General features: G+C 60.3%; 24 protein-coding genes. 13 read left to right on the top strand and 11 right to left on the bottom strand.

The genetic code is table 11. The annotated features are described in order from the left end of the window. Positions 1 to 54: 54 nt before the first annotated feature. The 3 genes from AC1DUP_RS11330 (at position 55) to AC1DUP_RS11320 (ending at position 1,834) form a co-directional block, all read left to right on the top strand. Complete coding sequence (locus AC1DUP_RS11330; protein ID WP_113181532.1) at positions 55 to 693, top strand: 2-dehydro-3-deoxy-phosphogluconate aldolase; 639 nt, start codon at positions 55 to 57, stop codon at positions 691 to 693. A 128-nt stretch (positions 694 to 821) separates the two neighbouring features. Then, positions 822 to 1,541 (top strand): tellurite resistance TerB family protein, encoded by a 720-nt coding sequence (locus AC1DUP_RS11325; protein ID WP_113310358.1) that lies wholly within the window; start codon positions 822 to 824, stop codon positions 1,539 to 1,541. Between the two features lie 86 nt (positions 1,542 to 1,627). Beyond that, a complete protein-coding gene (locus AC1DUP_RS11320) occupies positions 1,628 to 1,834 on the top strand; it encodes a hypothetical protein (RefSeq protein WP_113295997.1) in 207 nt (68 codons plus the stop codon). A gap of 8 nt (positions 1,835 to 1,842) precedes the next feature. Here AC1DUP_RS11320 and AC1DUP_RS11315 read toward each other — a convergent pair whose 3' ends face one another. The 3 genes from AC1DUP_RS11315 to AC1DUP_RS11305 form a co-directional block, all read right to left on the bottom strand. After that, the gene (locus AC1DUP_RS11315) at positions 1,843 to 2,913 is read right to left on the bottom strand and encodes a nickel/cobalt transporter (RefSeq protein ID WP_113310357.1); all 1,071 of its coding nucleotides are present in this window, start codon (positions 2,911 to 2,913) and stop codon (positions 1,843 to 1,845) included. Further along, positions 2,907 to 3,548, bottom strand: coding sequence for a DUF1007 family protein (locus AC1DUP_RS11310; protein ID WP_113295999.1), 642 nt, complete (start codon positions 3,546 to 3,548; stop codon positions 2,907 to 2,909). Before AC1DUP_RS11310 ends, AC1DUP_RS11315 begins: the two co-directional genes overlap by 7 nt. A 97-nt stretch (positions 3,549 to 3,645) precedes the next feature. After that, entirely contained in the window at positions 3,646 to 4,539 is an 894-nt protein-coding gene (locus AC1DUP_RS11305) for a LysR family transcriptional regulator (protein ID WP_113296000.1), read from the bottom strand. A gap of 530 nt (positions 4,540 to 5,069) precedes the next feature. On the opposite strand from AC1DUP_RS11305, the gene odc2 reads away from it, so the two are divergent. Together odc2 and AC1DUP_RS11295 are read left to right on the top strand one after the other, a co-directional pair. Further along, positions 5,070 to 6,203, top strand: coding sequence for an ornithine/lysine decarboxylase (odc2, locus tag AC1DUP_RS11300; protein WP_113296001.1), 1,134 nt, complete (start codon positions 5,070 to 5,072; stop codon positions 6,201 to 6,203). Between the two features lie 95 nt (positions 6,204 to 6,298). After that, the gene (locus AC1DUP_RS11295) at positions 6,299 to 6,889 is read left to right on the top strand and encodes a GNAT family N-acetyltransferase (RefSeq protein ID WP_113296002.1); all 591 of its coding nucleotides are present in this window, start codon (positions 6,299 to 6,301) and stop codon (positions 6,887 to 6,889) included. Positions 6,890 to 6,952: 63 nt separating this feature from the next. On the opposite strand, the gene AC1DUP_RS11290 is transcribed toward AC1DUP_RS11295, so the two are convergent. Then, positions 6,953 to 7,918 carry an NAD-dependent epimerase/dehydratase family protein gene (locus AC1DUP_RS11290; RefSeq protein ID WP_113310355.1) on the bottom strand — a complete coding sequence of 322 codons (966 nt, stop codon included), beginning with the start codon at positions 7,916 to 7,918 and terminating at the stop codon, positions 6,953 to 6,955. 163 nt (positions 7,919 to 8,081) lie between these two features. Here AC1DUP_RS11290 and AC1DUP_RS11285 point away from each other — a divergent pair, with 163 nt between their 5' ends. Together AC1DUP_RS11285 and AC1DUP_RS11280 are read left to right on the top strand one after the other, a co-directional pair. After that, positions 8,082 to 9,089, top strand: a complete 1,008-nt coding sequence (locus AC1DUP_RS11285) for a serine hydrolase domain-containing protein (protein ID WP_477832689.1) — start codon at positions 8,082 to 8,084, stop codon at positions 9,087 to 9,089. Between the two features lie 101 nt (positions 9,090 to 9,190). Next, positions 9,191 to 10,348: a GGDEF domain-containing protein gene (locus AC1DUP_RS11280; RefSeq protein ID WP_113310353.1), complete on the top strand. Its 1,158-nt coding sequence runs from the start codon at positions 9,191 to 9,193 to the stop codon at positions 10,346 to 10,348. A 15-nt stretch (positions 10,349 to 10,363) separates the two neighbouring features. On the opposite strand, the gene cysE is transcribed toward AC1DUP_RS11280, so the two are convergent. The 4 genes from cysE to AC1DUP_RS11260 all read right to left on the bottom strand — a co-directional run bounded on the left by cysE (position 10,364) and on the right by AC1DUP_RS11260 (position 14,190). After that, entirely contained in the window at positions 10,364 to 11,182 is an 819-nt protein-coding gene (gene cysE / locus AC1DUP_RS11275) for a serine O-acetyltransferase (protein WP_477832688.1), read from the bottom strand. A 10-nt stretch (positions 11,183 to 11,192) separates the two neighbouring features. Continuing rightward, positions 11,193 to 12,182 carry a WD40 repeat domain-containing protein gene (locus AC1DUP_RS11270; RefSeq protein WP_113296006.1) on the bottom strand — a complete coding sequence of 330 codons (990 nt, stop codon included), beginning with the start codon at positions 12,180 to 12,182 and terminating at the stop codon, positions 11,193 to 11,195. Beyond that, positions 12,182 to 13,255 (bottom strand): CobW family GTP-binding protein, encoded by a 1,074-nt coding sequence (locus AC1DUP_RS11265; RefSeq protein WP_477832687.1) that lies wholly within the window; start codon positions 13,253 to 13,255, stop codon positions 12,182 to 12,184. The genes AC1DUP_RS11270 and AC1DUP_RS11265 overlap by 1 nt, the downstream gene beginning before the upstream one ends. A 143-nt stretch (positions 13,256 to 13,398) precedes the next feature. Next, complete coding sequence (locus tag AC1DUP_RS11260; RefSeq protein WP_477832686.1) at positions 13,399 to 14,190, bottom strand: creatininase family protein; 792 nt, start codon at positions 14,188 to 14,190, stop codon at positions 13,399 to 13,401. Between the two features lie 83 nt (positions 14,191 to 14,273). Here AC1DUP_RS11260 and AC1DUP_RS11255 point away from each other — a divergent pair, with 83 nt between their 5' ends. The 4 genes from AC1DUP_RS11255 (at position 14,274) to AC1DUP_RS11240 (ending at position 18,200) form a co-directional block, all read left to right on the top strand. Then, complete coding sequence (locus AC1DUP_RS11255) at positions 14,274 to 14,783, top strand: MarR family transcriptional regulator (RefSeq protein WP_113296009.1); 510 nt, start codon at positions 14,274 to 14,276, stop codon at positions 14,781 to 14,783. A gap of 117 nt (positions 14,784 to 14,900) precedes the next feature. Continuing rightward, positions 14,901 to 15,923: a LacI family DNA-binding transcriptional regulator gene (locus AC1DUP_RS11250; RefSeq protein ID WP_007817439.1), complete on the top strand. Its 1,023-nt coding sequence runs from the start codon at positions 14,901 to 14,903 to the stop codon at positions 15,921 to 15,923. Positions 15,924 to 15,947: 24 nt separating this feature from the next. Beyond that, positions 15,948 to 16,904, top strand: coding sequence for a 2-hydroxyacid dehydrogenase (locus tag AC1DUP_RS11245; RefSeq protein ID WP_477832685.1), 957 nt, complete (start codon positions 15,948 to 15,950; stop codon positions 16,902 to 16,904). A 264-nt stretch (positions 16,905 to 17,168) separates the two neighbouring features. Further along, positions 17,169 to 18,200, top strand: coding sequence for an aldo/keto reductase (locus tag AC1DUP_RS11240; protein WP_477832684.1), 1,032 nt, complete (start codon positions 17,169 to 17,171; stop codon positions 18,198 to 18,200). Between the two features lie 72 nt (positions 18,201 to 18,272). On the opposite strand, the gene AC1DUP_RS11235 is transcribed toward AC1DUP_RS11240, so the two are convergent. Further along, entirely contained in the window at positions 18,273 to 19,034 is a 762-nt protein-coding gene (locus AC1DUP_RS11235) for a gamma-glutamyl-gamma-aminobutyrate hydrolase family protein (protein WP_477832683.1), read from the bottom strand. A gap of 290 nt (positions 19,035 to 19,324) precedes the next feature. On the opposite strand from AC1DUP_RS11235, the gene AC1DUP_RS11230 reads away from it, so the two are divergent. Beyond that, a complete protein-coding gene (locus AC1DUP_RS11230; protein WP_477832682.1) occupies positions 19,325 to 20,431 on the top strand; it encodes a TRAP transporter substrate-binding protein in 1,107 nt (368 codons plus the stop codon). An 84-nt stretch (positions 20,432 to 20,515) separates the two neighbouring features. Here AC1DUP_RS11230 and AC1DUP_RS11225 read toward each other — a convergent pair whose 3' ends face one another. Both AC1DUP_RS11225 and AC1DUP_RS11220 read right to left on the bottom strand, forming a co-directional pair. Continuing rightward, complete coding sequence (locus AC1DUP_RS11225; protein ID WP_477832681.1) at positions 20,516 to 22,006, bottom strand: TRAP transporter large permease; 1,491 nt, start codon at positions 22,004 to 22,006, stop codon at positions 20,516 to 20,518. 21 nt (positions 22,007 to 22,027) lie between these two features. Next, on the bottom strand, positions 22,028 to 22,567 hold the full coding sequence (locus AC1DUP_RS11220) for a TRAP transporter small permease subunit (RefSeq protein ID WP_113508469.1): 540 nt from the start codon (positions 22,565 to 22,567) through the stop codon (positions 22,028 to 22,030). 317 nt (positions 22,568 to 22,884) lie between these two features. Here AC1DUP_RS11220 and AC1DUP_RS11215 point away from each other — a divergent pair, with 317 nt between their 5' ends. Beyond that, the gene (locus AC1DUP_RS11215) at positions 22,885 to 25,188 is read left to right on the top strand and encodes an EAL domain-containing protein (RefSeq protein WP_113296016.1); all 2,304 of its coding nucleotides are present in this window, start codon (positions 22,885 to 22,887) and stop codon (positions 25,186 to 25,188) included. Positions 25,189 to 25,324 lie beyond the last annotated feature (136 nt).

The following is a 25,324-nucleotide window of genomic DNA, read 5'->3' as shown; positions in this document are numbered from 1 at the left end:
CTTGTGAGAGCGTTATTCGAAAGCCGATTTCAATCGTTTAAGGGAACTGCGGCCATGGGCGAGAAGACAGAGAAACTCCTTTCCATCCTGAAACTCCAGCCCGTTGTTCCGGTCCTGATCGTCGAGGACGCGAAGTCGGCCGTGTCTCTCGCCCGCGCGCTCGTTGCCGGTGGTTTGAAGGCCATCGAGATCACCATGCGCACCCCGGCTGCTCTGGATGCCGTGCGCGCGGTTGCTGCTGAAGTAGAAGGCGCAGAAGTCGGCGCCGGCACCATTCTGAACGCTGCCCATTGGGAGGCCGCCGTACAGGCTGGCTCCAAGTTCATCGTCAGCCCCGGCACGACCCAGGAGCTTCTGGATGCTGCAGCCGATTCTCCGGTACCGCTGCTTCCGGGTGCTGCGACCGCAAGCGAAGTCATGGCGCTGCGCGAAGAAGGCTATCAGGTGTTGAAGTTCTTTCCGGCCGAGCAGGCCGGCGGTGCGGCCTATCTCAAGGCGCTTTCCTCGCCGCTTGCTGGGACGTTCTTCTGCCCGACCGGTGGCATCTCGCTGAAGAATGCCAACGACTATCTCTCGCTGCCGAACGTCATCTGCGTCGGCGGTTCGTGGGTTGCGCCGAAGGAGCTGGTTGCCGCAGGTGACTGGGCAGGCATCACCAAGCTCGCCTCCGAAGCTTTCGCGCTGAAGGGATGAGCTCTTAAAGCCCAGGTTTTGAAAGCTGACAGGTTTGAACGGGGGTGGCTGTACCGCCCTCGTTTGTATTTCGGCAGTCGCAAACCTATGTTCTCCTCCAGCCTTTAAAACAGGGAGAAGATGAGGACATGTTCGACGCGAAGAAACTACTGGACCAGTTTCTGGGATCGCAGGTGCCGGGCGTGGGCGGCAGCGTGCGCGACCGGGCAGGCGATGCGATCCAGGTGGCCAAGGACAATCCGTTGAAGGCTGGCGCGCTTGCCGCCGCGCTTCTCGGCACCAAGACCGGCCGCAGCATTGCAGGCAATGCTGTCGCTATCGGCGGTCTCGCAGCCATCGCAGGTCTCGGCTACCAGGCCTGGAAGAACTATCAGGCCGGACAGGCGCCCGCAGCACCCTCCGATGCGCCAGCGGCGAACAATCCCGTTCTCCTGCCACCGCCTGCCGAATCCGGCTTCGGCTCGGCTTCACCTGCGACCAGCAATGAATTCGTGCTCATCCTCATCCGCGCCATGATTGCTGCGGCCAAGGCCGATGGCCATATCGACGATGCGGAACGCACGCTCATCATGGACAAGGTCAAGGCCGCCGATGTCAGCGGCGAGGCCGCAAGCTTCATCGAGCGCGAGCTTTCGGAGCCGACGGATATCGATGCGCTTGTCGCAGCCGCGGTGACAGAGGAACAGAAGGTCGAACTCTATACGGCGTCGCGCTTGACGATCGAACCGGATTCGCGTGCAGAACGCGGATATCTCGACCTGCTTGCCGGCCGGCTCGGTCTGCCCGACCAGCTCGTCGATCATATCGAAGCGACGGTCTCCTCCGCCAAGGTCACTCTCTCCCAGTAATCCCGCAGCCCCAGTGACACTACGGCCGGTTGCCTTTACAGGGCGGCTGGCCTATCCACTCCCGGACAAAAGGAGTGACCCTATCCATGAGCCCGGAAAGCCGTTCGCAGGCGATTGCCGCTGCTATCATTCTGGTTTGTGCCGGGCTGGTGATCTATTTCCTGCCGACCATCGTGCTGTGGATCGGCGCTTTCTCGCCGACATTGGCGGTCATCGTCGGCGTCTGCCTGCTGATGTGCTTCTTCGGCATATTCTGGCTGCGGGCGCGCTATCAGCGCAGCAGGAAGCCATAAGCGGAAGCCTATCCCTGCAGGGAGGCTCCGAGCAGCAACACACCCATCAGGATCACGAGAACAGCCCCTGATATCTCGATCGTATTGCCGATCCAGACGGAGGCGGACGAGCCGCGGCCGGAGAGGCGCACCGCCGTGCTCTTGGCCGTGACGGCGAGGGTGGCGAGGATCGCGACCGTAATCGCAGTGCCGAGCGACATGGCAACGACGGAGAGTATGCCACCGAGATAAAGCCCGTTCAGCAGCGAGAAGGTCATGACCAGCAATGCGCCGGAGCAGGGGCGTAAGCCCACGGCGATAACCGCCGACCAGGCTTCGCGCATGCTGAACTTGTCACCGCTGACAAGCGATGGATCGGGCAGGTGCGAATTGCCGCAGGTCTCGCAGACCATGCCGGGCACGTAGCTATGGCCGGGTTCTACGGCCTGGGCCTTGCCGTTGAAGCTGAAATTCGCGCTCTGGCGCTCCGAGGCATTGTCCTTCCAGTCCAGCATCATGCTGACCGGGCCGGCCGGTGTCGCCATCAGCTGACGGCGCGGCAGGCTGCCGGCCATCGAGCGCAGCTTGCGGAACAGCAGCCAGCCACCGAAGAGAATGACCATCACGAAGCTCGCGATTTCCATCGCGTGCGTTGCCATGGTCAGCGTGATGCCGGTGCCGCGCAGCACCAGCCATGCTCCGCCGACCAGGATGACGGCCATGACGCCCTGCACGAATGCAGAGATGAAGGAAATGACGACGCCGCGTCGGAGTTCGATCTCGTTGGCGATCATATAGGAGGAGATGACGGCCTTGCCGTGGCCGGGGCCTGCAGCATGAAAGACGCCATAGGCGAAGGAAAGGCCGATCAGCGAGGAAAGCTGCCAGGGATCCTGGCGCATGGCTTTCAGCGCGCCGGTCAGCGCGCGATAGAAGGCCTGCTGCTCGTAATTCACGTAGAGAAAAAGGGGCGCTAGCGGCCCGCCCGTCGGCTGGAAGCTCGGTTCCGCCGTGCCGATACCCAGTGGCGATTGCGCGTGAGCAGCAATGGTCATGACCGTGAGCATGAGCAGGGCGAGGGGCAGGCGTTTTATCAGCATGTGATCTCCAGCCGCGTCGCAAAGAGTTTCGACATATTGGTGCCGGTCGGATCGTTGAAGAAAGCGTCGGTCAGCGACTGCTTGTTTTCCGAGATCACTTCGTCTGCGTCGGGGCGCACGACCGCGTGCTTGCAGGCCTTGAAGCCATCGCCGACCATGGCAAGTTCGTTGTCGGTTGGGAAATCGATCGATGTGTAGAGCGTCGGATCATAGACGCCGAAGGTCAGCTTGCCTTTCAGCGGCATCTTTTCCACCGGCTTGACGGCAAAGAACATCAGGAGCTGGCCGTCCTTGTAATCGACATGGATGATGTCGGGCTTCTGGACGGTGATGTTCTTCCCGTTGATCGTCATGTTCATGTAGTAGTCGTAGTCGGCAAGCGAATCCCGGACGGTTTTGCCGACTTCGGCAAGTTCGTTCGGTTCCAGCTTCAGATCGGTGTTCTTGTCGAAGTCCATGACGACCGAGGAAGAGAAGACCTCGTCGAAGCGCCAGACATTGCGCAGTTCCTGAATGCTGCCGTCGGGTGCTGCGACAACTTCCAGCCGCGCCTCCACAAAGATATGCGGATGGGCGAAGGCGGTGGCGGGGGCAAGCGAAAGAAGCCCGGCCGTCAGAAGTGTCGATCTTTTCATGCTTACCCGCTGCCCTGTTCGGTTGGGGTGATTTCTCACCAGAAAATGGGACGGAATTGGGACGCCCCTACGACACTTGGGCGCGCATCCTGCTCGCTCAGGGATGTTTTTTGAACCAGTTGTGGAGGTAGTCCACGAAGATCCTGACCTTTGCCGGCAGATAGCGCCGGTGCGGATAGACGGCGTAGATGCCACGATCGGTCGGAATATAATCGTTGAACAGCGTCACCAGCCTGCCGTCCTCGATCGGCTTGCGGGCGATGAAGTCGGGAATGAGCGCAATGCCGATCCCTGACAGCGCGGCGCGCAGGGTCGCGTGCGGGCTGTTGACTTCCATCGGGCCGGAAACGGCGACCGCAAATGAGGTGCTGTCGGGATTGTAGAAGCGGATGCTTGCCTGACTGCGGGAATTGGTGTCGACAATGAAGGGGACGTTGGAAATATCGGTCGGGTGCTCGATATTGGGGTAGCGTTCGAGGAATTCCGGCGTGGCGCAGATATGGACGCGGAAATCGGAGATCTTGCGGGCGATCATGCCGGAATCTTCGAGTTTGGTCACGCGGACCGCGACGTCGAAGCCTTCCTCGATCAGGTCGACGAAGCGGTCGTCGGCAGCGATCTCCAGCTGCAGGTTTGGATTTTCCTTGGCGAAATCGATCAGTGACTGGCCGACATCGGCATCGACGAAGGTGCGTGGCACCGAGACCTTCAAGCGGCCCTTCAGCTGCGCATTGTTCTCGCGCACAAGGTCGGCAAGGTTGTCGATCTCCTTGAGGATATCGGACGCGGTGCGATAATAGGTGTGGCCGGCCTCGGTCATGGAGAACTGCCGGGTGGTACGGTTGAGCAGCAGCGCGCCGAGTTCGTCCTCCAGTTCGCGCACATATTTGGAGAGCAGCGCCTTGGAGCGGCCGGTGCGCCGCGCAGCGGCGGAAAAGCCTTCTGCTTCCACCACATCGATGAAGGCGCGTATGCGGGTCAAGGTGTCCATGGGCGGTCCTCCAAATCTGTTGAAGGAGGTTGAACAAATTGTCCTTCATCGTTCAATTATTTTTTTGGGCCGGAGCGCAAAATTTCTCTTGATTGTGAAGGCAAATATTCTTATTTCCCACTCAGCCCAAAGTCGCACGTGCCCATGGGTGTCCGCCGAACCCTCGAATTGGTGAGGAAATCGGTAAGGTACCTGGAATTAACCCCTCCAGTCGCTATTCCGGCCAACCGGAAAATGCGAGGACGCCTGAAGCAACGACGGTGCGGGCCTTTTTGTTCTCTCCCTGCTTTCCATCAGCGGGGGTTACTGAAGAGGCACACCTTCATTGCCGGAAGTGCGGCAGGGATATTCCCTCCAATCCATGGCAGACAAAGCCGAACCCATACCGCATTCGCGGCGTTGGTTCACTATTCGCGCATCAAGCGCCGTCAAGGATCCGGGGTCTCCACCGGCTGGTTCCTGAGCGGTTCTTGTATGCCCTTTGTCCTCCGGCTCATGCCGGAGCTCTGGAATTGGAAGAGGGAATCGATATGACCACCCAGCGCATCCGCGACTTTCTCGCAACCCGACGTCCCGACGGTCCCTGCCTCGTGGTTGACCTCGACGTCATCAGCGACAATTTTCATGCCTTCCGTCACGCCATGCCGGACAGCGCCATCTACTACGCCGTCAAGGCTAACCCGGCCCCGGAAGTGCTGAAGCTGCTCGCAGGCCTCGGCTCCAACTTCGATTGCGCGTCCGTAGCAGAAATCGAAATGGCGCTTGAAGCCGGTGCGACCGCAGCTCGCATTTCCTACGGTAACACGATCAAGAAGGAACGCGACGTTGCCCGTGCCCATGCACTCGGCGTCAGCCTCTTCGCCGTCGATAGCCACGAAGAAGTCGAGAAGATTTCTCGTGCAGCTCCGGGCGCGCGCGTTTTCTGCCGCGTCCTGACCGATGGTGAAGGTGCTGAATGGCCGCTGTCGCGCAAGTTCGGCTGCGTCCCGCAGATGGCTGTCGACGTTCTCGTCTACGCTCATCAGCTCGGCCTGCAGTCCTACGGCGTGTCGTTCCATGTCGGCTCGCAGATGACCAAGGTCGATGCATGGGATTCGGCGCTTGCCGATGCCAAGCGCGTCTTCGTCCAGCTTGCCAAGCAGGGCATCCACCTGCAGATGGTCAATATGGGCGGCGGCTTCCCGACCAAGTACCTGCGCGACGTTCCGTCCGCAGAAGCTTACGGCAAGTCGATCTACCAGGCGCTGCGCACGCATTTCGGCAACCAGATCCCCCAGACGATCATCGAGCCTGGCCGCGGCATGGTGGGCAATGCAGGTGTCATCAAGGCTGAAGTCGTTCTGATTTCCAAGAAGTCTGATAATGACGACGCCCGCTGGGTCTTCCTCGACATCGGCAAGTTCGGCGGTCTCGCCGAAACCATGGACGAGGCCATCCGCTACCCGATCCGCACCGAGCGCGACGGCGACGAGATGGAGCCCTGCGTGATCGCCGGCCCGACCTGCGATTCGGCCGACGTGCTGTACGAGAAGAACCTTTATCCGCTGCCGATCACCCTGACGATTGGCGACGAGGTCCTGATCGAAGGCACCGGCGCCTACACGACGACCTACTCGGCGGTCGCTTTCAACGGTTTCGACCCGCTGAAGGCCTACGTCATCTAAGGTCCGACTTCGCCAGCCCCGTAACCAGCCGGGGCGGCATCTTCACAATTCCTCTTCATCGCCGCTGATAACGGTATTGGGTACGGGAGGCCAAGATGGCCGCTGTTCTTGATTCTGTCCGCGCATTCTTTGCGCCTGTTACTTTCACCATCGACGCGGAAAATCCGTCCGACGTCGTCGCTCGCGAGAGCTTGCTCGATCGCGTCATGGGTCCGGACCGCCGCAAGAAGTCGTCGGAAATGATCCGCCGTAACCGCGTTCCGGCCGAAGGCCTGGCGCTGGTCGCGCGTGACCGTGACGGTCGTGTCATCGGCACGGTGCGCCTGTGGAGCGTCGAAGCCGGTATCAACCACGAGGGCACGCCGCTCGACGCCCTGCTGCTTGGCCCGCTTGCCGTCGACGGCAGGCATGGTGGAAAAGGCATCGGCTCGGCGCTGATGCGTGCGGCGATCCTCGAAGCAAAAAACCGCGGCCACGGCGCTATCCTGCTCGTCGGCGATGCGGACTATTACGAGCGTTTCGGCTTTTTCGCCGAGAAGGCTCGTCACCTTGTCATGCCCGGTCCCTTCGAACGCTCGCGCTTTCTGGCGCTGGAGCTCGTTGAGGGCTGGCTTGGCGGCGCTGCCGGCATGATCGTTCCTTCGGGACGCATGCTGGCGGGCGCGCCGGTCCGGAAGGCGGCCTGACCGGCAAAGCCCCTCCCAATCTCCGGGAGGGGCTTTTTTTGTTTAAGTGCCATCACTGGTGGCTTAGGGAGCCTTAGCCTCGACGCGGCCATTGTCTATCAGCCAGCGGACGGCTTCCTGCACGGCTTGCAGCGAGCTGTGCCGCGGGGTGAAGCCGAGCAGCCGGCGGGCTTTTTCCATCGAACAGTTGGGGCTGCGGGCGAGATGTTCCCAGGTGGCTCTCGCCTCTTCCGGGTTCTGTTTTTCCGCCCAGGCTTCATAGGGGAGGAATTCCAGTTTTGGTTCCTTGCCGAACCACGCGGCCATCGCCTCCGCATACCCCCGTAGCGTGAGCGCTTTTTCCGACACTGCGTGGAAAGCCTCGCCGATCGCCGCCTGCGGCTTTGCGATGGCGGCCATGAAGAGCTCGGCAATGTCGTCGGCATGGACGTGGTGCACGGTTTCCATGCCGAAATTCGGTAGAGCCAGCGTCTCGCCGCGCGCCAGCGTCGTGAAGACATTGGGATTGAAGTGGCCTGCCGGGTTTAATGGGTTCCAGCCGGGGCCGACGATATGGCCGGGATGAATGAGGGTCGCAGGAAAGTTTCTCTCTCGCGCCATCCGCAGCAGATAGGCTTCGATGGCTGCTTTCTTCACGCCGTAGTCGCCGAAGGGCTTCTTCGGTGCCTCTTCGGGTGTCGGCACGACGGTGGAGAAACCGTGCGTCCAGATCGTGCCTGTATGAAGAAAATGGCCGACATGGCCTTCGAGGGCGGTCACGAGCTGTTCGTTACTGTCAGGCGTGAAGCAGATCATGTCGATGACGATCTCGCCACCCAACGCGCGAATCTCATGGCCGAACCGGCCTTCCGCCTCAAGCGCTGCCCGATCCATATGCCTGATGTCGACGCGGCTCCATGCTTCGTGTGCCTTGTAGGGCGCGGCTGCGCCGCGGCTGATCGCCACCACCTCATGGCCGGCCTCGACAAGGCGGGGTACGAGATAGGTGCCGACATGTCCTGTTGCTCCGATGACGATCACGCGTGCCATGCAGTCTCCTCCAAATGCGCATATGGGCTGGTCATGTGCAGTATGTCGTGCCGCTTTGCTGGACTGCAAGTGGCCTGTGCGCGGATCATAAAGTTTCACGTCCGCGTGAATCACTGATCTCCGCTGCTGATTTCGGCATGCAGTTGCGCTAGCTCATTGCTCCATGATCAAGCGCCTTGTTCTCTGTCTTCTGCTGCTCGCCCCTGTCTCCGCTGTCGCCCAGCAGCAGGGGAGCACCGTCTCAAATCTCCTGGACAGTGTCGGAAGTCGAGACGAGATGAAGCCGCTGAAAACGGTCGTCGTCGCCCGTGATGGGCGTGTGGTGGCAGAGCGCGGCTATCGCGGTCATACCCCGTTGGAATCGACCAACATCAAATCCGCTTCGAAATCGATCATGTCGGCGCTGGTCGGCATCGCTATCGGCAAGGGCCTGCTGGAAGGGCCGGATCAGAAGATCGCGCCGATCCTGAAGGCAGATCTGCCCGCTTCTCCGGATTCGCGCCTCAACGACATCACGATCGGCAATCTGCTCTCCATGCAGGCGGGATTGGATCGTATGTCGGGGGCGAATTACGGGCGTTGGGTCTCCTCACGCAACTGGGTGCGTTTTGCGCTCTCACAGCCTTTCGTCGATCAGCCCGGCGGGGAGATGCTCTATTCCACCGCCTCCACACATCTTCTTTCCGCCATTCTCACCAAGGTCGGCGGCAAGTCGACGCTGGCGTTGGCGCGCGAATGGCTCGGCCCCGTCGAGGGCTTTCGGATCGGTGCGTGGGAGCGCGATCCGCAAGGCATCTACCTCGGTGGCAACCAGATGGCGATGAGCGCCCGATCGCTGCTTGCCTTCGGCGAGCTTTATCGCAATGGCGGGCGCGCGGGCGACGGCAAACAGGTGGTTCCGGCGGACTGGGTGGCGCAGTCCTGGCAGCACCGCACCAATTCGCGTTTCTCCGGTGACGAATATGGCTATGGCTGGTTCACCCGACAGATCGGCGGAGAGCAGGTGCATTTCGCATGGGGCTATGGCGGACAGATGCTCTACATCGTTCCGTCGCTCGATCTCACGGTCGTCATGACCTCGCAGGAGAGCGGCCCTTCGGCCCGCGACGGCTACCGAGATTCGCTGCACGGCCTGCTGGCTGACATCATCGGGACAGTACGGTCCACCTGACGCAGAAAACCCAGATGTCGCTAAATTTTTAGCGAAGCATCCAATCAAACTGCAAATCGCTTCCTGTAGGGTTCGCCGCGTGGGACTTCAGGATAGGCTCGATGCTGCTGGATCTACGGACAATCTATTTCATCGTAGCGGTGAGCTGCATCGTTTTGAGCGCGCTCCAGTTCGCTGCCTATGCGACGGGCCGCTTCGAGCGCTGGCCGCTCTGGTGGGGTGCCAGCAACCTGCTGGTCGGTATCGGTTCCTTCCTCGTCGCGCTACGCAATCTCGTTCCCTATTATATCTCGATCGATGCGGGCAATGTGCTGACCATCGTCGGCTATATGCTGATGTTTTTTGCCGTCCGCGCCTTTGCGGGGCGTCCGATCGACCGGCGCTATTCCTGGCTCGTGATAATCTGCGGCAGCATGCCCGTGGCCCTTTTCATCAGCGATCCCGCAGCGATATCTGAGCGTCTCCTTTATGTCTCGGTGATCTGCTGCCTCTGCGATATCACCATCGCCAGGGAAGCAGCGGGCATTCTCCGCCGTGAGAAACTTTATTCGGCGGCTCTTCTTCTAGGGCTTTACGTCGTCACCGCAGCGATCTTCGCGGTTCGCAGCCTTCTTGCTGCAACCGGAGACATCGGCGGGCCGGATCCCTTTGGCGGCAGCATCATCCACAGCTGGATGGCGGTATCGGCAGTGGCTTTCATCATGCTTCGCAGCATGGCGATGGTGCTGATGGCGGCGGAGAGGAGCCGGAACCAGCTCATCGAGCTTGCGCATCACGATGCGCTGACCGGAACGCTCAACCGCAGCGGCCTTGCCCAGTATGTGCCGTTGCTTGCCGGCCAGCCGGTATCGCTTCTCATCATCGATATCGACAATTTCAAGCAGTTGAACGACCAGCACGGTCATGCCGCCGGCGACGAGGTCCTGCGACTTTTCTCCAAAGTGTCGAAGGGTATCATGCGTCCCTGCGACCTGCTTGCCCGGCAAGGCGGGGATGAATTCCTGGCGGTGCTCCGCAATGTCGATCGGGAAGAAGCAGTAGAGATCGCAAACCGCATTCGCCTTTCGTTTGTGGCAGCCGTCATGCAGATGCCGGATCTGGCGACCTTCCCGACACTCAGCATCGGCGTTTCCACACGCACGGAAGAGGGCGGGGATTTCGAGCGGCTCGTGCAGAAGGCAGATGAGGCGCTCTACCGTTCGAAGCGCGAAGGCCGCAACCGGGTCGAAGTGTCAGGGGAAAAGCAGCACGCGGCTTGAGCGGGTGGCCTAAGTCTAGATATTTTGATCCATCGTTTCGGCCGGGATTTCATCATTGCGATGAATACGCACGACAGCCGCCGGAACGCCGGCAACCGTGCAATGAGCCGGTACCGCTTTCAGCACAACACTGCCGGCCGCGATCTTGCTGAAAGCACCGATCTCGATATTGCCGAGGATCTTCGCACCGGCGCCGATCATCACGCCGTGGCGGATCTTCGGGTGGCGATCACCTGTCTCCTTGCCCGTGCCGCCAAGCGTGACGTTCTGCAAAATAGAGACTTCATCTTCGATGACGGCCGTCTCGCCGATAACGATGCCCGACCCATGATCGAGCATGATCGAGGAACCGATCCTTGCCGCTGGATGGATATCCGGGCCGAAGACCAGCGAGGCGAGATTGGAAAGCCAGCTTGCAATCTCGACGCGGCCAGCCATCCACAGGGCATGGGCAATACGGTGTGTCTGAAGGGCATGGAAGCCCTTCAGGTTCAACAATGCGTGCAGATAGGTGGTGCAGGCGGGATCGCGTTCGCGCACGGCCAGAAGATCGGCTTCGATGACGGCGCCGATATCGGGGTGGTCCTGCAATGTGCCGTAGAACAGCTGGAACAGGTCTTCGGCATCGACCTTCGCGACCGAGAGGCGCGCCGAGATCACATGTGCGATGATATCGGCATCATTTTCTGCGCGGATGATCTGTGTCGAAAGCAGTTTACGAAGAGTGGGCTCGCGATCCGCCAGATCGATAGCTTCGGCACGGATGGTGGGCCACGGAGAACCCATGCTACCGCCCGTCCGCTCTTCTGGTGCTGCTATCCTTGTCATCGGCATCCGCTTTTCCTCAGGCCGCAATATCTACTACACCGCAATCGCCGGTCTCGGAAGCAAAAGCGAGCAGCTTGCCGTCCCTGCTCCAGCTCATACCGGTGATGGCCCCCTTGCCGGGGCGACGCAGCAGCGCTTCCTTGTTGTCGGCGAGGCGAACGGCAAGGATCATGCCGTCGATGAAGCCGATGGCGAGTATATCCTCAACCGGGTGGAATTTCACCGCGGTTGCCATGATGTTGGCACGGGTGCCGAGTTCCAGCGGCGCCTTACCCATCGGGCCGTCCTTGCCCTGGAAGGGCCAGACGATGGCGGCTGGCGCGCCGGAGGAGGCAAGCCACTTGCCCTTGGCGGACCAGGAGAGCGACTTCACCTTGGCCGGATAGCCGGTCATGCGCATGTGGCGGGCTTCAGTGCCCGACTTGACGTCGAGCTTCCAGCCGTGAAGCGCATTTTCCTGCATCGATGTGACGAGGAAGTTGCCATCAGGCGAAAAGGTGACGCCGGTATGAGCGCCCTTCCATTCGAGATCGACAGGCTTGGCGCTCGTGCCGACCCAATGCAGTGATACGCCGTTATAACGGGCGGCAGCAATACGCAGGCCCTTGGGCGCGAAGGCGATGCCTTCGACCGTGCGCTCTTCGGGAAATTCCTTAGACGTGCCATCGGCGAGGCGCACGAGCGTGCTCTTGCCGTGGGAATAGGCGATTGCGCCCTGCGGGCCGGCGGCGACTTGCGAAATCCATTTGCGTGGTGCTGAGGCAATTTCGCTGACGCTGCCGTCAGCAGTAATGCGCAGCACCTTGCCATCCTCGCCGCCCGAAATCAGGCTTTCACTGTAGGGATCGCGGATCGCCGTCAGCATGCCCTGATGGGCTTCGATGACCTTGTCGCCGCCATCGAGCCGGTGAAAGGTACCGTCGGCATTCGCGAAGAAAGGGACATCACCTAAAAATTCGACGGCCAGAACGTGGCCGTCGAGATCAAGCGGTGCAACTGTTGGCATCAGGCGGTCGCCTCGCACGCCTTGAAGGATTCTTCGAGCTTGGCGCGGTCGAGGTCGCGGCCGATGAAGACGAGACGGCTCTCGTGCTTTTCGCCGTCCTTCCAGGGACGCTGATGGTCGCCTTCGATGATCATATGTACGCCCTGGACGACATAACGCTCGGCGTCACCCTTGAAGGCGATGATGCCCTTGAGGCGCAGAATGCTCGGGCCTTGCGTCTGGGTGATCTTCTGGATCCAGGGGAAAAAGCGCTCGGGGTTCATCTCGCCGCCCCGCAACGAAACGGACTGCACCGTCACGTCGTGGATTGCCGACATCTCACCATGATGATGGTGGTGATGGTCATGATGGCCATGACCATGGTGATCATGATCGCAATCCGGACCGCAAACATGATCGTCATGGCCGTGCTCGAGGAAATGCGGGTCGTTTTCCAGCGCGCGCTCAAGGTTGAAGGCGCCCTGGTCCAGAACGCGAGCGAGATCAACGCCGGAACGGCTCGTCTTATAGACGCGAGCAGCCGGGTTGATGGCGTTCACGATGTCTTCGATCTGGGCCAGTTCTTCCGGCGTGACGAGATCGGTCTTGTTGATGATGACGACGTCGGCGAACGCGATCTGGTCTTCTGCCTCCCGGCTGTCCTTCAGGCGCAGCGGCAGGTGCTTGGCGTCAACTAGGGCGATGACGGCATCGAGCTCGGTCTTGGCGCGGACGTCGTCATCCATGAAGAAGGTCTGGGCAACGGGAACCGGATCGGCAAGGCCGGTGGTTTCGACGATGATACCGTCGAAGCGGCCGGGACGGCGCATCAGGCCTTCGACGACGCGAATGAGGTCGCCGCGGACAGTGCAGCACACACAGCCATTGTTCATTTCGTAGATTTCTTCATCGGACTCGACGATCAGGTCGTTATCGATGCCGATCTCGCCGAATTCGTTGACGATGACAGCATATTTCTTGCCGTGATTTTCGGAAAGGATGCGGTTGAGCAGGGTCGTCTTGCCGGCACCGAGATAACCGGTGAGCACGGTGACGGGGATGGGCTTCTGCTGTGTCTGGATCGCTTCGGTCATGAGAACCTCGAAAGTAGGATATTGACCCCGACGGCAAAGTCCGGGGCCAGAATGGGTCGGTTTCATATAGGCGCTTGGAAGCGGCAGTTCAAAGGGTTTTGTATGTTATAAGATCACATTGCTTTCTGTGCAAAGCCGCGCCTTCATCGCAGCGTTTCTGCGTTGAAAGCATCGACATCCAGCAGCAGTTCCACCAATCCGCTGACGGCATGGGCGATCAGGGCCTCACCCTTTTCCGCAGTCGCCTTTTTCGCATTGCCTGCGACGCCCTGCGGGTTGAGATCGGACATCTTCCAGCCGAAGGCATGCGGACCATAAGCGCGCAGGTGCTTGAAGCGCCGGGCGAACTCTGTCTGATTGGAAGGGAAATCGGCAGCTTTCTCCATATCCACCCTGTCCGGATAGAGCGCCAGCATGACGGATGTTTCGATATCTCCGCCGTGAATGTCTACAGCCTTTTCATCAGGCAAGATCACGCCCTCCGGCAGGCCAAAGCGGGTCCAGCTCGTGGCGACAGCCAGCATGTTGAAGCGCACACGCGCCTCCGTGGCGACGATGGTCATCAGTGGCGAGTTGCCGCCATGGGCGTTCAGCATCACGAACTTGCGGATACCGAGCTTCGAGAGGTTTTCCGCTATGTCGAGCCAGCGCTTCACGGCTGTCTCGAAAGAGAGCGTCTTCGTTCCTTCAACATCCATGTGCTCTAAGGAGTAGCCGACCGATTCGATGGGGAGTACGGTGACGGGCAAAACGGCCGGAAGGGCGGTTTTGAGCCTGTTGATAATGCCCTGCGCGATCAATGTGTCGGTTTCGAAGGGCAGATGGGGACCGTGCTGTTCATGTGCGCCGAGCGGCAGCAGCGCAATCCACTGATGCCGCGCCTCTGGAGCAAGTGCGGGATCATTGTCCTCGAAACGGAACGACGGAACCAACATCGGCCTTGCCTCTTGTTTATGACGAGATGATGGGCAATGTCATAACGTAGCCTGGGCAGTGCTTAAAGATCAAAGGGATGGCGATGGGCAAGAAGCATAAGGACGGTAAGAAACACAAGAAAAAGAAGGACCAGACCGAGTATACGCTTGTCGATCTTTCCCCGGCTTTGACGCAGGCTGCGCGCTCCATGCGCACGGTCCTTTCCCGCAACCTGCTCGAAAGTGGGCTCTATGCCGGTCAGGACGGCGTCATCATTTCCCTTTCCGAAAGCGACGGCATGACAGCCGGCGGGCTTGCCCAGAAGCTCGGCGTCAAGGCGCCCACCATGACCCGCACGATCGGCCGCATGGAGGCGCAGGGCTTCCTTGAGCGCAAGCCCGATGCCGAAGATGCCCGCCTCACCAAGGTCTATCTCACCGATCTCGGCCGCGGAAGCGTTCAGGGGATCGAACTTGCCGCCTCCTCCTGCGACAAGCTCGCGACGCTGGATTTCTCCGAGAAGGAGATCCGCAATCTCGTACGCCTGCTCAAGGCAATCGACGCCAATCTGCAGGCAGAGGCAATGCATGCGGATGAAGATGAGGAAGACTGAAAATTTCCTCAAAGGCGAATTGCCTGTGCCGCTTAAATCTTTTAATTAAACTTTTTAAGGCTGTCGCTGCACTGCGGCAGCTTTAACCGGCTTTACGCGTTGCCTGGAGGAGGAGACGTGGTTCAGAAGATCAAGCTTTCGACGATTGCAGAAACGCTCGGCATATCAACGGCGACCGTTTCCCTTGCCTTACGCGACAGTCCGCTCGTTGCGGGCAATACCCGTGAAAAGATCAAGGAACAGGCCCGCGCGCTCGGTTACATTTACAATCGCCGTGCCGCCAGCCTGCGCACCTCGCGCTCCGGCATTATCGGCGTCGTCGTGCATGACATCATGAACCCGTTCTACGGGGAAATCCTGAAGGCGATCGAAAGCGAACTCGACCGCAGTCGCCACACCTTCATTCTCTCGAACCATTACGATTCCGTCGAGAAGCAGCGTACCTTCATCGAAACCCTGCTGCAGCTCGGCGGCGACGGGGTCATCATGTCGCCGGCGATCGGCACGCCGCCGGAGGATATCCAGCTTGCCGAAGAAAACGGCATGCCGGCGATCCTCGTTGCCCGCTCGATGGACAGCCAGGATGTGCCGACCTATCGCGGCGACGACAGCTACGGCATTTCGCTTGCCACCAACCACCTGATCGGCCTTGGCCACCGGACGATTGCGATGATCGGCGGCACCGACCAGACCTCGACGGGGCGCGACCGCTATCAGGGTTATGTCAATGCGCTGCGCAAGGCCGGCATCGAGGTCGATCCGAACCTGCGCATTCCAGGCCCGCGCTCGAAGCAGGGCGGTTTCGAGGCGGCGGTGCATTTCCTTTCCCTGCCGCAGAAGCCGAGTGCCGCCGTCTGCTGGAACGATCTGGTCGCGATCGGCCTCATGAACGGCATTGCCCGCGCCGGGCTCGTGCCCGGCAGCGACATATCGGTGACTGGCTATGACGATCTGGAAGAGGCTTCGATCGCCACGCCGGCATTGACGACCGTCTGGAATGGCCAGACGGAGGTTGGACGTCTGGCCGCCCGCGCCCTACTTGATCGACTTGCCGGCAGTCATGAGCCTGATGGCATTCATCTCATCAAGCCGGAAATGCGTATCCGCCAGTCCACCAGCCCTTATCGGCCGCGTTCCTGACCGCCGAAGCCAAGAGGAAAAGCTATGTCCCGCATTGCCGTTCTCGTTCCCGGGAAGATGCATGATCGCGTTCTCGCCCAGCTGAAGGATCGTTTCGAGGTGGTGGCCGTCGAGCGCGACGAGACGCTGAAGCTCGATGCCGAGACGGCGAAACGCATTCGCGGCGTAGCGCTCAGCGGCGCTTTCCCAGCCGCCTGGTTCGAACAGTTGCCGAATGTGGAGATCGTCGCCAGTTTCGGCGTCGGCTACGACGGCATCGATGCAAAGCTTGCGGGCTCGAAGGGCATCATCGTCACCAATACGCCTGATGTGCTGAACGACGAGGTGGCCGACACAGCCATTGCGCTTCTGCTCAACGCTATTCGCGAGCTGCCGAAGGCGGAGAACTGGCTCAGGGATGGTAACTGGAAGCCGGGCGCTTCCTATCCGTTGACGCGCTTTTCGCTGAAAGGCCGGCATGTCGGCCTCTACGGTCTCGGCCGCATCGGCCTTGAAATTGCCAAGCGGCTGGAGCCCTTCAAGGTGAAAATCAGCTACCATACCCGCTCGCGCCACGCCGCTGCGCCTTATGATTATCACCCGACGCTGAAGGGCCTTGCCGAGGCCGTCGATACGCTGATTGCGATCGTGCCGAAAACGCCGCAGACGCACCGGACGATCAACGCGGAGGTTCTTTCAGCACTCGGTCCTGATGGCATCGTCGTCAATGTCGGCCGCGGCTGGACGATGGATGAGGATGCGCTGATTGCTGCGCTCAATGCAGGCACCATCGGTGGCGCCGGCCTCGATGTCTTCTATGACGAGCCGAACGTGCCTGCCGGTCTGCTTTCGGCACCGAATACCGTGCTGGTGCCGCATGTCGGCTCGGCCTCGATACCGACACGTAATGCGATGGCGGATCTGGTGGCAGAAAACCTCATCTCGTGGTTCGAGCAGGGCAAGCCGGTGACACCAGTGACGGAAACCCCGGTCAAGCAATAGGCCGTTCCCCACTCCTTCCGTGAAGGCGAGGGGAGTGTTTTGCTTGTTCCTATTTTGCCCTTGGACTTTTTCCCGTTTCCCTACTTGGTCGGCCGGGAAGGATTGGCTATGATTGGCTCCGGCCGCGTTCATTCCCAGCGGCCGTGATTTTCATCGGCGGCATTTCGCCGTCTCAAGCTTACACATAGCGATTTGATCGGGGAGCGTCTGCTCCGCCCGGCGATTTCTCGTGCGGGCAGCCGGCGCCTCTGGAAGGAGGCAGAAATGGATTATCGCAAGCTCGGTCCCAGCGGGGCCGTCGTCACCGCATATTGCCTGGGCACAATGACCTTCGGGAAGGAGTCCGATGAGGCGGCTTCCTTCAAGATGCTCGACGACTATTTTGCCTGGGGCGGCAATTTTATCGACACGGCCGACGTCTACAGTGCCGGCGTTTCGGAAGAGATCATCGGACATTGGCTCAAAGCACGCCCGACAGAAGCAAAGCAGGCTGTGATCGCTACCAAGGGCCGTTTCCCGATGGGCGACGGGCCGAACGATATCGGCCTTTCCCGCCGTCATCTCAATCAGGCGCTGAACGACTCGCTGCGCCGTCTCGACGTCGAACATATCGATCTCTACCAGATGCATGCCTGGGATGCGCTGACGCCGATCGAGGAAACGCTTCGCTTCCTCGACGACGCCGTTCGTGCCGGCAAGATCGGCTATTACGGCTTCTCGAATTATGTCGGCTGGCACATCGCCAAGGCTTCCGAAATCGCCAGGGCACAAGGCTATACGCGGCCGGTAACGTTGCAGCCGCAGTATAACCTCTTGATGCGCGACATCGAACTCGAGATCGTCGATGCCTGCCAGGATGCCGGCATGGGCCTTCTGCCCTGGTCTCCACTCGGCGGCGGCTGGCTGACCGGCAAGTACAAGCGCGACGAGACGCCGACGGGTGCAACGCGCCTCGGCGAAAATCCCAATCGCGGCGGCGAGGCCTATGCTGCCCGCAACGCGCAGGAGCGAACCTGGGGTATCATCAGCATAGTGGAAGAGATCGCCAAGGCGCGCGGCGTCAGCATGGCGCAGGTGGCGCTTTCCTGGGTGGCGGCGCGTCCGGCTGTAACCTCGGTCATTCTCGGTGCCCGCACGTCCGAACAACTCGCCGACAATCTCGCCGCTGCGGAATTCGTGCTTTCGGCAGACGAGACGGCAAAGCTCAACGAGGTCAGTGCGCCGATGCCAGGGCAATATCCCTATGGCGTGAACGGCAGCAATCAGCGTCACCGCAAGATCGAAGGCGGCCGCTGAACTATTTGCTAAAGATGAAGAAGGCCGTCGGAGCGAACCGGCGGCCTTCTGTTTTCAGGCGATTGCCTGTGGCTAAAGCGATGGCAGCCTGTTGGCGGCGTAATCTCTGACGGCATCGCCGAAAGCGCTAAAGAGCTTGTTCGAGGGCTTGTCGGTCTCGGCCCAGTATTCCGGGTGCCACTGCACGCCGACCGCGAAGGTCTTGGCATCGATGACCGAGACGGCCTCGATTGTGCCGTCCTCTGCCGCGGCCTCCACCTGCAGACGCGGTGCGGTCTTGGCGATCGCCTGCCGATGCAGGGAGTTCACGCGAATCTCGCCGGCGCCGATAATGCCGGCAATGCACGAGCCTTCCTTGATGAAGACGCTTTGACGGATCGCATACATGCCGTCGCGATCGGTGATATCGGGTTTGCGGTGGTCCCAGATGCCGGGCTGTTCCTGGATCTCACTGGCGAGCGACCCACCGAGCGCGACGTTCAATTCCTGAATGCCGCGGCAGATGGCGAGAAGCGGGATGGCGCGGTCGATTGCGCGGCGGATCAGCGGCAGGCTCGTAGCGTCGCGGGCGGGGTCGAAGGGGCCATCCGCCTCCTTGGCTTCGATGCCGTAGAGCGAGGGGTGTACATTGCTGGCCGAGCCGGAAACCAGCACGCCGTCGACGCGATCCAGAATCGCATCCGTGTCATAGCCTTCCTCGAAAGCGGGAATGATGAAGGCCATCACGCCGGCGGCGTTCAGCGCCGCACGCAGATACTGATGCTGCACGGCATGCCAGGTTGCGCCGTCGAGGGTGCGGATATCGGCAGGAATGGCCACGATCGGTTTCGTCATCTTCGCCTCGGAAAAACAATATCGGACGTTTCTGCGGCCAGACTGGCCGGTAAGTCAACGCTTGGATGCGGGCGGCGGCCAAATTGCGGCGGTTCCTGCAGTGCGCCCGGTATGAGACGCGCTAAGCTGCTGATTCCGATGGATGTGTGGGCCGTGCCACAGAAGGGTCGTGATCCCAAAGACTAATAGGCTGTAGCTTGAAACGCTTCTTCCGCCATGCTTAGCTTTGCCATTGCTGCGGGTAGGGGTGAGGATTGACCGCGCAGTGCCATCTATACGGGAGGTTTTTGATGGATCGTCGTTCGTTTATGAAAAAGGCGGGAACAGCCGGCGCCGGTGCCGTTGCCGCAACTGCTCTGGCAGCGCCTGCAATTGCGCAGGAGAACCCGAAGATTTCCTGGCGTATGACCTCGTCGTTTCCGAAGAGCCTGGACACGATCTATGGTGGCGCCGACGATATCGCCAAGCATGTTTCTGCTGCCACTGACGGTAATTTCACGATCCAGCCTTTCGCAGCCGGTGAAATCGTCCCCGGCCTGCAGGCCGTCGATGCGGTGGCGGCCGGTACTGTCGAGGCGGCCCACACCACCTCCTATTATTTCGTCGGCAAGGACCCGACCTACGCCATCGGAACGGCCATTCCGTTCGGACTGAACAGCCGCCTGACCAATGCCTGGTTTTACCAGGGCAACGGCAATACCCTGATGAACGAGTTCTATGCCACACAGGGCATGTATGCCCTGCCGGCCGGCAATACCGGCGCGCAGATGGGCGGCTGGTTCCGCAAGGAAATCAATACGCTCGATGACCTCAAGGGCGTCAAGATGCGCATTGCCGGCCTTGCCGGCCGCGTCATGGAGAAAGTGGGCGTCATCCCGCAGCAGATCGCCGGCGGCGACATCTATCCGGCGCTGGAAAAGGGAACGATCGACGCGGCAGAATTCGTCGGGCCTTATGACGACCTGAAGCTCGGCTTTCACAAGGTGGCGAAGTACTACTATTATCCGGGCTGGTGGGAAGGTGGCCCGACGGTGCATGCCTTCTTCAATCTCGATAAATGGAGCAGCCTGCCGAAGCACTATCAGGCAGCGCTCAACGACGCCTGCGCTTTCGCCAACACCAACATGCTGGCAAAATACGACACGAAGAACCCGAGCGCGCTGAAGCAGCTCGTCGCGGAGGGGGCGACGTTGCGCCCATTCAGCCAGGAGATCATGGAAGCCTGCTTCCAGGCAGCCATCGGCATTTATAACGAGATCTCAGGCACAAACCAGTATTTCAAGAAGATCTACGAGGACCAGACCGCCTTCAAGCGTGACGCCTATCTCTGGATGCAGCTTTCGGAATACACATTCGATACGTTCATGATGATCCAACAGCGCGCGGGTAAGATCTAGGAGCCCCCGCCGCTGACATTGGTGGTTTACGCGAACGCGATACCAGAACCCCGGATTTCGATCCGGGGTTTTGCTTTTTGCTGGCTATTTGGCGGGCGCCGGCGGCGCTCCCGGCAGGCCATTCAGCGGCGGCAGGGTCAGGCCCGGGATCTGCGGCGAGCCATTGTTGCCGCCGAGCGGAGGCAGACCGAGCTGACCGCCGAAGCCCGGGACTTCAATCTTGATCGAGTTCGGGTCGACCTTCGGGCCATGGTCCAGCCAGTAGGTCACCGATTGTGGCCAGAAGATCACGATCGCCACCAGGATCAGCTGCATGCCGACCCAGGGAAGCGCACCCATGTAGATATCCGAGGTTTTCACCTCGCGGCCGGCGATCGAGCGCAGATAGAAGAGCGCGAAGCCGAAGGGCGGGTGCATGAAGCTCGTCTGCATGTTGACGCAGATCAGCACGCCGAACCAGATCAGGTCGATGCCGAGATTGGAGGCGACGGGGGCGAGCATCGGGATGACGATAAAGGCGATCTCGAAGAAATCGAGGAAGAAGGCGAGCACGAAGATGAAGATGTTGACGAAGATCAGGAAACCGACCGGGCCGCCGGGAATGCCCGATAGCATGTGCTCGATCCAGCGCGAGCCGTCCATGCCCTGGAAGACCAGGCTGAAACAGGTGGAGCCGATAAGGATCATCACAACCATGGAGGTGATGTGCGTGGTCGATGCCATCGCCTCGCGGACCAGCGGCCAGGTGAGGCGCCGGTTCATGGCCGCGAGCACCATGGCGCCGACGACGCCGAGCGCGCCGGCTTCCGTCGGCGTCGCAAGACCCATGAAAATCGTGCCGAGCACGAGGAAGATCAGCACGATCGAGGGCACCATGCCCATCAGCACCTTCACGAGCAGCGCCCAATTGAAGTCGCCGCGCACTTCCTTTGGCAGCGGCGGCATCGATTTTGGCCGGACGATCGATAGCACCAGGATGAAGAGGACAAAGATCGCCACCTGCAGGATCGACGGGCCGATCGCGCCGCGATACATGTCGCCGACCGATTTGCCGAGCTGGTCGGCGAGAACGACGAGTACCAGCGAGGGCGGGATCACCTGGGTGATCGTGCCGGAGGCTGCGATGACGCCGGTGGCAAGGCGTGGATTGTAGCCGTAGCGCAGCATGATCGGCAGCGAAATCACACCCATGGTGATGACCGAGGCGGCCACCGTGCCGGTGATCGCGCCGAGTACGGCGCCGACGAGGATGACCGCATAGGCGAGGCCGCCGGGAATGCCACCGAAGAGCTTGCCGGTGCCTTCGAGCAGATCCTCGGCCAGCCCGCAGCGCTCCAGTATCGCACCCATGAAGGTGAAGAAGGGAATGGCGAGCAGGAGGTCGTTGGAGACGATGCCGAAGAAGCGCAGCGGCAGCGCCTGCAGGAGGGCTTCGTCGAAATGGCCGGTGACGACACCGACGATGCCGAAGAACAGGCCGACGGCGGCCAGCGAAAAGGCGACCGGAAAGCCGTAGAGCATGAAGATGACCATGCCCAGGAACATGGCCGGCGGAAGGATGCCGAAATCAAACAAATCTGTTCCTCCAGGCGCGCGTTACTGCAGCGGCTTTTCGTATTTCGTGTCGATGCTGATATGGCCGGTAACGGCTGCGATCCGCTTAATCAGCTCGGAAACGCCCTGAAGGGAGAGCAGCGCGAAACCGGCGACAAGGACCAGCTTGACGGGCCAGCGGATCAGCCCGCCGGCGTTGCCCGATATTTCCCCCTGCCGGTAGGAAAGCGCGAAGAAGGGCCAGGAGACCCAGGTGAGGAAGATGCAGACGGGAATGAGGAAGAGGATGAGGCCAACGATGTCGATCCAGATCTTCGCCCTGTCGGAAACCGAGCCATAGATTAGGTCGACGCGGACATGCTCGTTGTTGCGCAGCGCATGCGAGGCGCCGAGCAGCACGACGAAGGCGAAGAGATACCACTGGATCTCGAGCCAGCCGTTCGAACTGTAGTTGAAGGCGTAGCGCACGATGGCGTTTCCGGCGCTGATCAGACAGCAGAACAGCACCATATATTCGGAAAGTTTTCCCATGAACTCGCTGATCGAGTCGATCAGCCGACTGGCGGCCAGGAATACCGACATTCGCCTCCCCTTATTGTCTCGCCGTTTTCGGCAGTTCTCCCCTGCAACCGGTGTAGACCAGGGTTTTTGAAATTGGAAGGATAAACGGGCCGCCTTGGAATATAGTCTTATACGGCTAAAGACTGCGATCCCGTGGAAAATAAAGGCAACTCAGAGGCGGATATTTTTTTCAAAAACCTCGCGAGAAAGCTGTATTATCCCGTATTGAGTGTACCCTTCATCCTATAGTTTTAGAAAAATTGACCAAATGTTTGAACCGTTTGAAATCAATTTTTAAAGGGTTCCGTTTACATTTCCCGCGCACAGGGAAAGTATGGATGAAGCCACATAACCCGAACAGGGTCCCTAAGGATGTGTATCTGTCGTTTGTGAGTTCCCTGTCCGGGAACCGCATGACGCTTATCGTTGGCGTGATTGTGCATGTTGCGACATGCCTTGCCGTGGCTGCCAAGACGCAGCACTCCATCTACATCCTGCTGTCGGTCGCCTTCCTTCTGGTCTTCAGCGCTCGCATGGTCATCTTCCGGCAGTTCGATCGTGTCGACAAGCAGAGCCTGTCGCACGCCGGAATCGAACGTTGGGAGCGGATTCTCGTTGGCAGTGGAGCCTGTACCACCGCGCTCCTCGGCATCGCCAGTGGCTACGCCATCTTCGTCGTGCATGATTCCTTTGCGGAGCTTGCCTGCATCTCCGTCACCATGGCGACCATGGTTTCCGTCGTCGGCCGCAACTACGGCTCGCGCTTCGCAGTCGACCTCCAGACGCTCTTCTGCTGCCTGCCGATGATCGTCTGCAGCCTACTAGCGCTGGATTTCTATCGTGGCTTGCTTTCGATCTTCCTCATTCCTTTCTGGCTGACGACCCGGGCCATGGCGAACGGCGTGCGCGAGTTTCTCTATGAGAACGTCATTGCGCGCCGTGAAATCACCATCATCGCCGACCGTTTCGATACGGCGCTCAACAACATGCCGCACGGCCTCGTCATGGTCGATGCCGAAAACCGCATCCAGGTGGTCAATCGCAAGGCCTGCGAGCTTCTGAAGATCGGTGCGCCGGACCGGCTGAAGGACCGCGATCTCGGCACCGTGCTGCGCTACGGCGCGCGCTACAGTTTCATGGATGCCTCGCAGCCCGAGCTCATCCTGCGCCAGCTCACCCAAGTGGCCGAGGGCAGCCTGTCGCGCACGCTCATTCATTTTCCCGAGAGCCTGTCGCTGGAATTCTCTGCCAGCCGCAGGGCCGATGGCGGCGCCGTGCTGATCTTCGAGGACGTGTCGAGCCGGGTGAAGGCGGAGCAGAAGATCCTGCACATGGTGCGCTTCGACGCGCTGACCGGCCTGCCCAACCGGGAATATTTCGGCCAGCTGGTGCAGGAGTATTTTGCCAAATATCCGAAGAAGAACGGGCCGCTCGGCTTCATGGTGCTCGATATCGACGAGTTCAAACATGTCAACGACATGCGCGGTCATGTCACCGGCGACCATCTGCTCTGCGCCATCACCGCCCGCATCAAGCAGGCCTCCGGGAATGCCATTCTCGGTCGGCTCATGGGAGATCAGTTCATCTTGTTCTTCCCGCGTGCGAAGGAGCAGGCCTCGCTCGACCGCGAAATCCGCCGCGTTCACGCCGCGATCCAGGGCCACTACGAGGTCGACGAAATAACCTTTCTCGTTTCGCTCAGCGCCGGCTACGCGATCCTCGAAAGCGATTCGTTCGCCATGGACGAATGGAGCGTCAAGGCGGACCTTGCCCTGTTCGAAAGCAAGTCGCGTTTCAAGGGTGGCATCTCAGGCTTTGAGCGGGAAATGGACGGTCGCTATATCGAGCAGCAGAAGCTGAAGGCGGATCTCCGCGACGCGGTCTCGGCTCAGGCGCTGCATCTCGTCTTCCAGCCGATGTTCCGGGCCGACGGCTCGCGGATCGAATGTGCCGAAGCCTTGGCGCGCTGGGTGCATCCGGAGAGGGGCTCGATCCCACCCGACGTCTTCATCCGGCTCGCCGAGGATATGGGCATCATCTCCGACATCACTCGTTTCGTGCTGTTCAAGGCCTGCAGCGAATGCATGACCTGGCCGGAACATATCGCCGTTTCTGTCAACCTTTCGGCACGGGATCTGCGCGATGCTGACATCCTTTCAGTCGTCGCCGATGCGCTTGCCCGTTCCGGCCTCGCCGCGGCGCGGCTGCATCTCGAGGTTACCGAGAGCTGCCTGATCGACGAACCGGCGGCGGTGCGCGCCATCCTGGCGGAACTCAGGTCCCGCGGCATCACCATCGCCATCGACGATTTCGGCACCGGCTTCTCCAGCCTCAGTTATCTCGACACGCTGCCGCTCGATATCGTCAAGATCGACCGCTCCTTCGTGCGCAACATCGCCGAGGATGCGCGCCGCCTCAAGCTCTTGCGCGGCACGGTCAATCTCGCCCGCGAACTGGGTTTGAAGATCGTGATCGAAGGTGTGGAGACCGAGGAGCAACTGGCGCTGCTCAACAAGCACCGCAGCGCCGATCTCGTGCAGGGCTATGTTTTCTCGCAGCCGGTGCCTTCTCAGAACATCACGCTGCTGCAAGAGGGCATCGGCCGCCGCACCGTCCAGCGCCGTCGCACCAAGGTCGCCTGAGCCGTCTGCAAGCGACTGGCTATCCAGCCGAAAATCCTGCGCGCCGTTAACCTTAATAATTTAAATTTAACGCAAATTCTCAGATTTTCTTGCCTATAAATCGGCGGCGTATGATTAATGATCCGTTAACGAGCGG

This window comes from Rhizobium sp. 01L419, assembly GCF_056400025.1.
Note: the sequence above shows the minus strand (reverse complement) of the source record. Positions and strands in the feature narration are given on the sequence as shown.

What these genes read in the sequence shown, in the direction of transcription:
- AC1DUP_RS11295 (WP_113296002.1), top strand. Translation starts at nt 6,299, where the DNA reads ATGGCCGCTGTTCTTGATTCTGTCCGCGCATTCTTTGCGCCTGTTACT.
- cysE (WP_477832688.1), bottom strand. Translation starts at nt 11,182, where the DNA reads ATGCCGATGACAAGGATAGCAGCACCAGAAGAGCGGACGGGCGGTAGC.
- AC1DUP_RS11325 (WP_113310358.1), top strand. Translation starts at nt 822, where the DNA reads ATGTTCGACGCGAAGAAACTACTGGACCAGTTTCTGGGATCGCAGGTG.
- AC1DUP_RS11270 (WP_113296006.1), bottom strand. Translation starts at nt 12,182, where the DNA reads ATGCCAACAGTTGCACCGCTTGATCTCGACGGCCACGTTCTGGCCGTC.
- AC1DUP_RS11220 (WP_113508469.1), bottom strand. Translation starts at nt 22,567, where the DNA reads ATGTCGGTATTCCTGGCCGCCAGTCGGCTGATCGACTCGATCAGCGAG.
- AC1DUP_RS11305 (WP_113296000.1), bottom strand. Translation starts at nt 4,539, where the DNA reads ATGGACACCTTGACCCGCATACGCGCCTTCATCGATGTGGTGGAAGCA.
- AC1DUP_RS11240 (WP_477832684.1), top strand. Translation starts at nt 17,169, where the DNA reads ATGGATTATCGCAAGCTCGGTCCCAGCGGGGCCGTCGTCACCGCATAT.
- AC1DUP_RS11235 (WP_477832683.1), bottom strand. Translation starts at nt 19,034, where the DNA reads ATGACGAAACCGATCGTGGCCATTCCTGCCGATATCCGCACCCTCGAC.
- AC1DUP_RS11265 (WP_477832687.1), bottom strand. Translation starts at nt 13,255, where the DNA reads ATGACCGAAGCGATCCAGACACAGCAGAAGCCCATCCCCGTCACCGTG.
- AC1DUP_RS11290 (WP_113310355.1), bottom strand. Translation starts at nt 7,918, where the DNA reads ATGGCACGCGTGATCGTCATCGGAGCAACAGGACATGTCGGCACCTAT.
- AC1DUP_RS11280 (WP_113310353.1), top strand. Translation starts at nt 9,191, where the DNA reads ATGCTGCTGGATCTACGGACAATCTATTTCATCGTAGCGGTGAGCTGC.
- AC1DUP_RS11245 (WP_477832685.1), top strand. Translation starts at nt 15,948, where the DNA reads ATGTCCCGCATTGCCGTTCTCGTTCCCGGGAAGATGCATGATCGCGTT.
- AC1DUP_RS11230 (WP_477832682.1), top strand. Translation starts at nt 19,325, where the DNA reads ATGGATCGTCGTTCGTTTATGAAAAAGGCGGGAACAGCCGGCGCCGGT.
- AC1DUP_RS11320 (WP_113295997.1), top strand. Translation starts at nt 1,628, where the DNA reads ATGAGCCCGGAAAGCCGTTCGCAGGCGATTGCCGCTGCTATCATTCTG.
- odc2 (WP_113296001.1), top strand. Translation starts at nt 5,070, where the DNA reads ATGACCACCCAGCGCATCCGCGACTTTCTCGCAACCCGACGTCCCGAC.
- AC1DUP_RS11215 (WP_113296016.1), top strand. Translation starts at nt 22,885, where the DNA reads ATGAAGCCACATAACCCGAACAGGGTCCCTAAGGATGTGTATCTGTCG.
- AC1DUP_RS11255 (WP_113296009.1), top strand. Translation starts at nt 14,274, where the DNA reads ATGGGCAAGAAGCATAAGGACGGTAAGAAACACAAGAAAAAGAAGGAC.
- AC1DUP_RS11330 (WP_113181532.1), top strand. Translation starts at nt 55, where the DNA reads ATGGGCGAGAAGACAGAGAAACTCCTTTCCATCCTGAAACTCCAGCCC.
- AC1DUP_RS11315 (WP_113310357.1), bottom strand. Translation starts at nt 2,913, where the DNA reads ATGCTGATAAAACGCCTGCCCCTCGCCCTGCTCATGCTCACGGTCATG.
- AC1DUP_RS11260 (WP_477832686.1), bottom strand. Translation starts at nt 14,190, where the DNA reads ATGTTGGTTCCGTCGTTCCGTTTCGAGGACAATGATCCCGCACTTGCT.
- AC1DUP_RS11285 (WP_477832689.1), top strand. Translation starts at nt 8,082, where the DNA reads ATGATCAAGCGCCTTGTTCTCTGTCTTCTGCTGCTCGCCCCTGTCTCC.
- AC1DUP_RS11310 (WP_113295999.1), bottom strand. Translation starts at nt 3,548, where the DNA reads ATGAAAAGATCGACACTTCTGACGGCCGGGCTTCTTTCGCTTGCCCCC.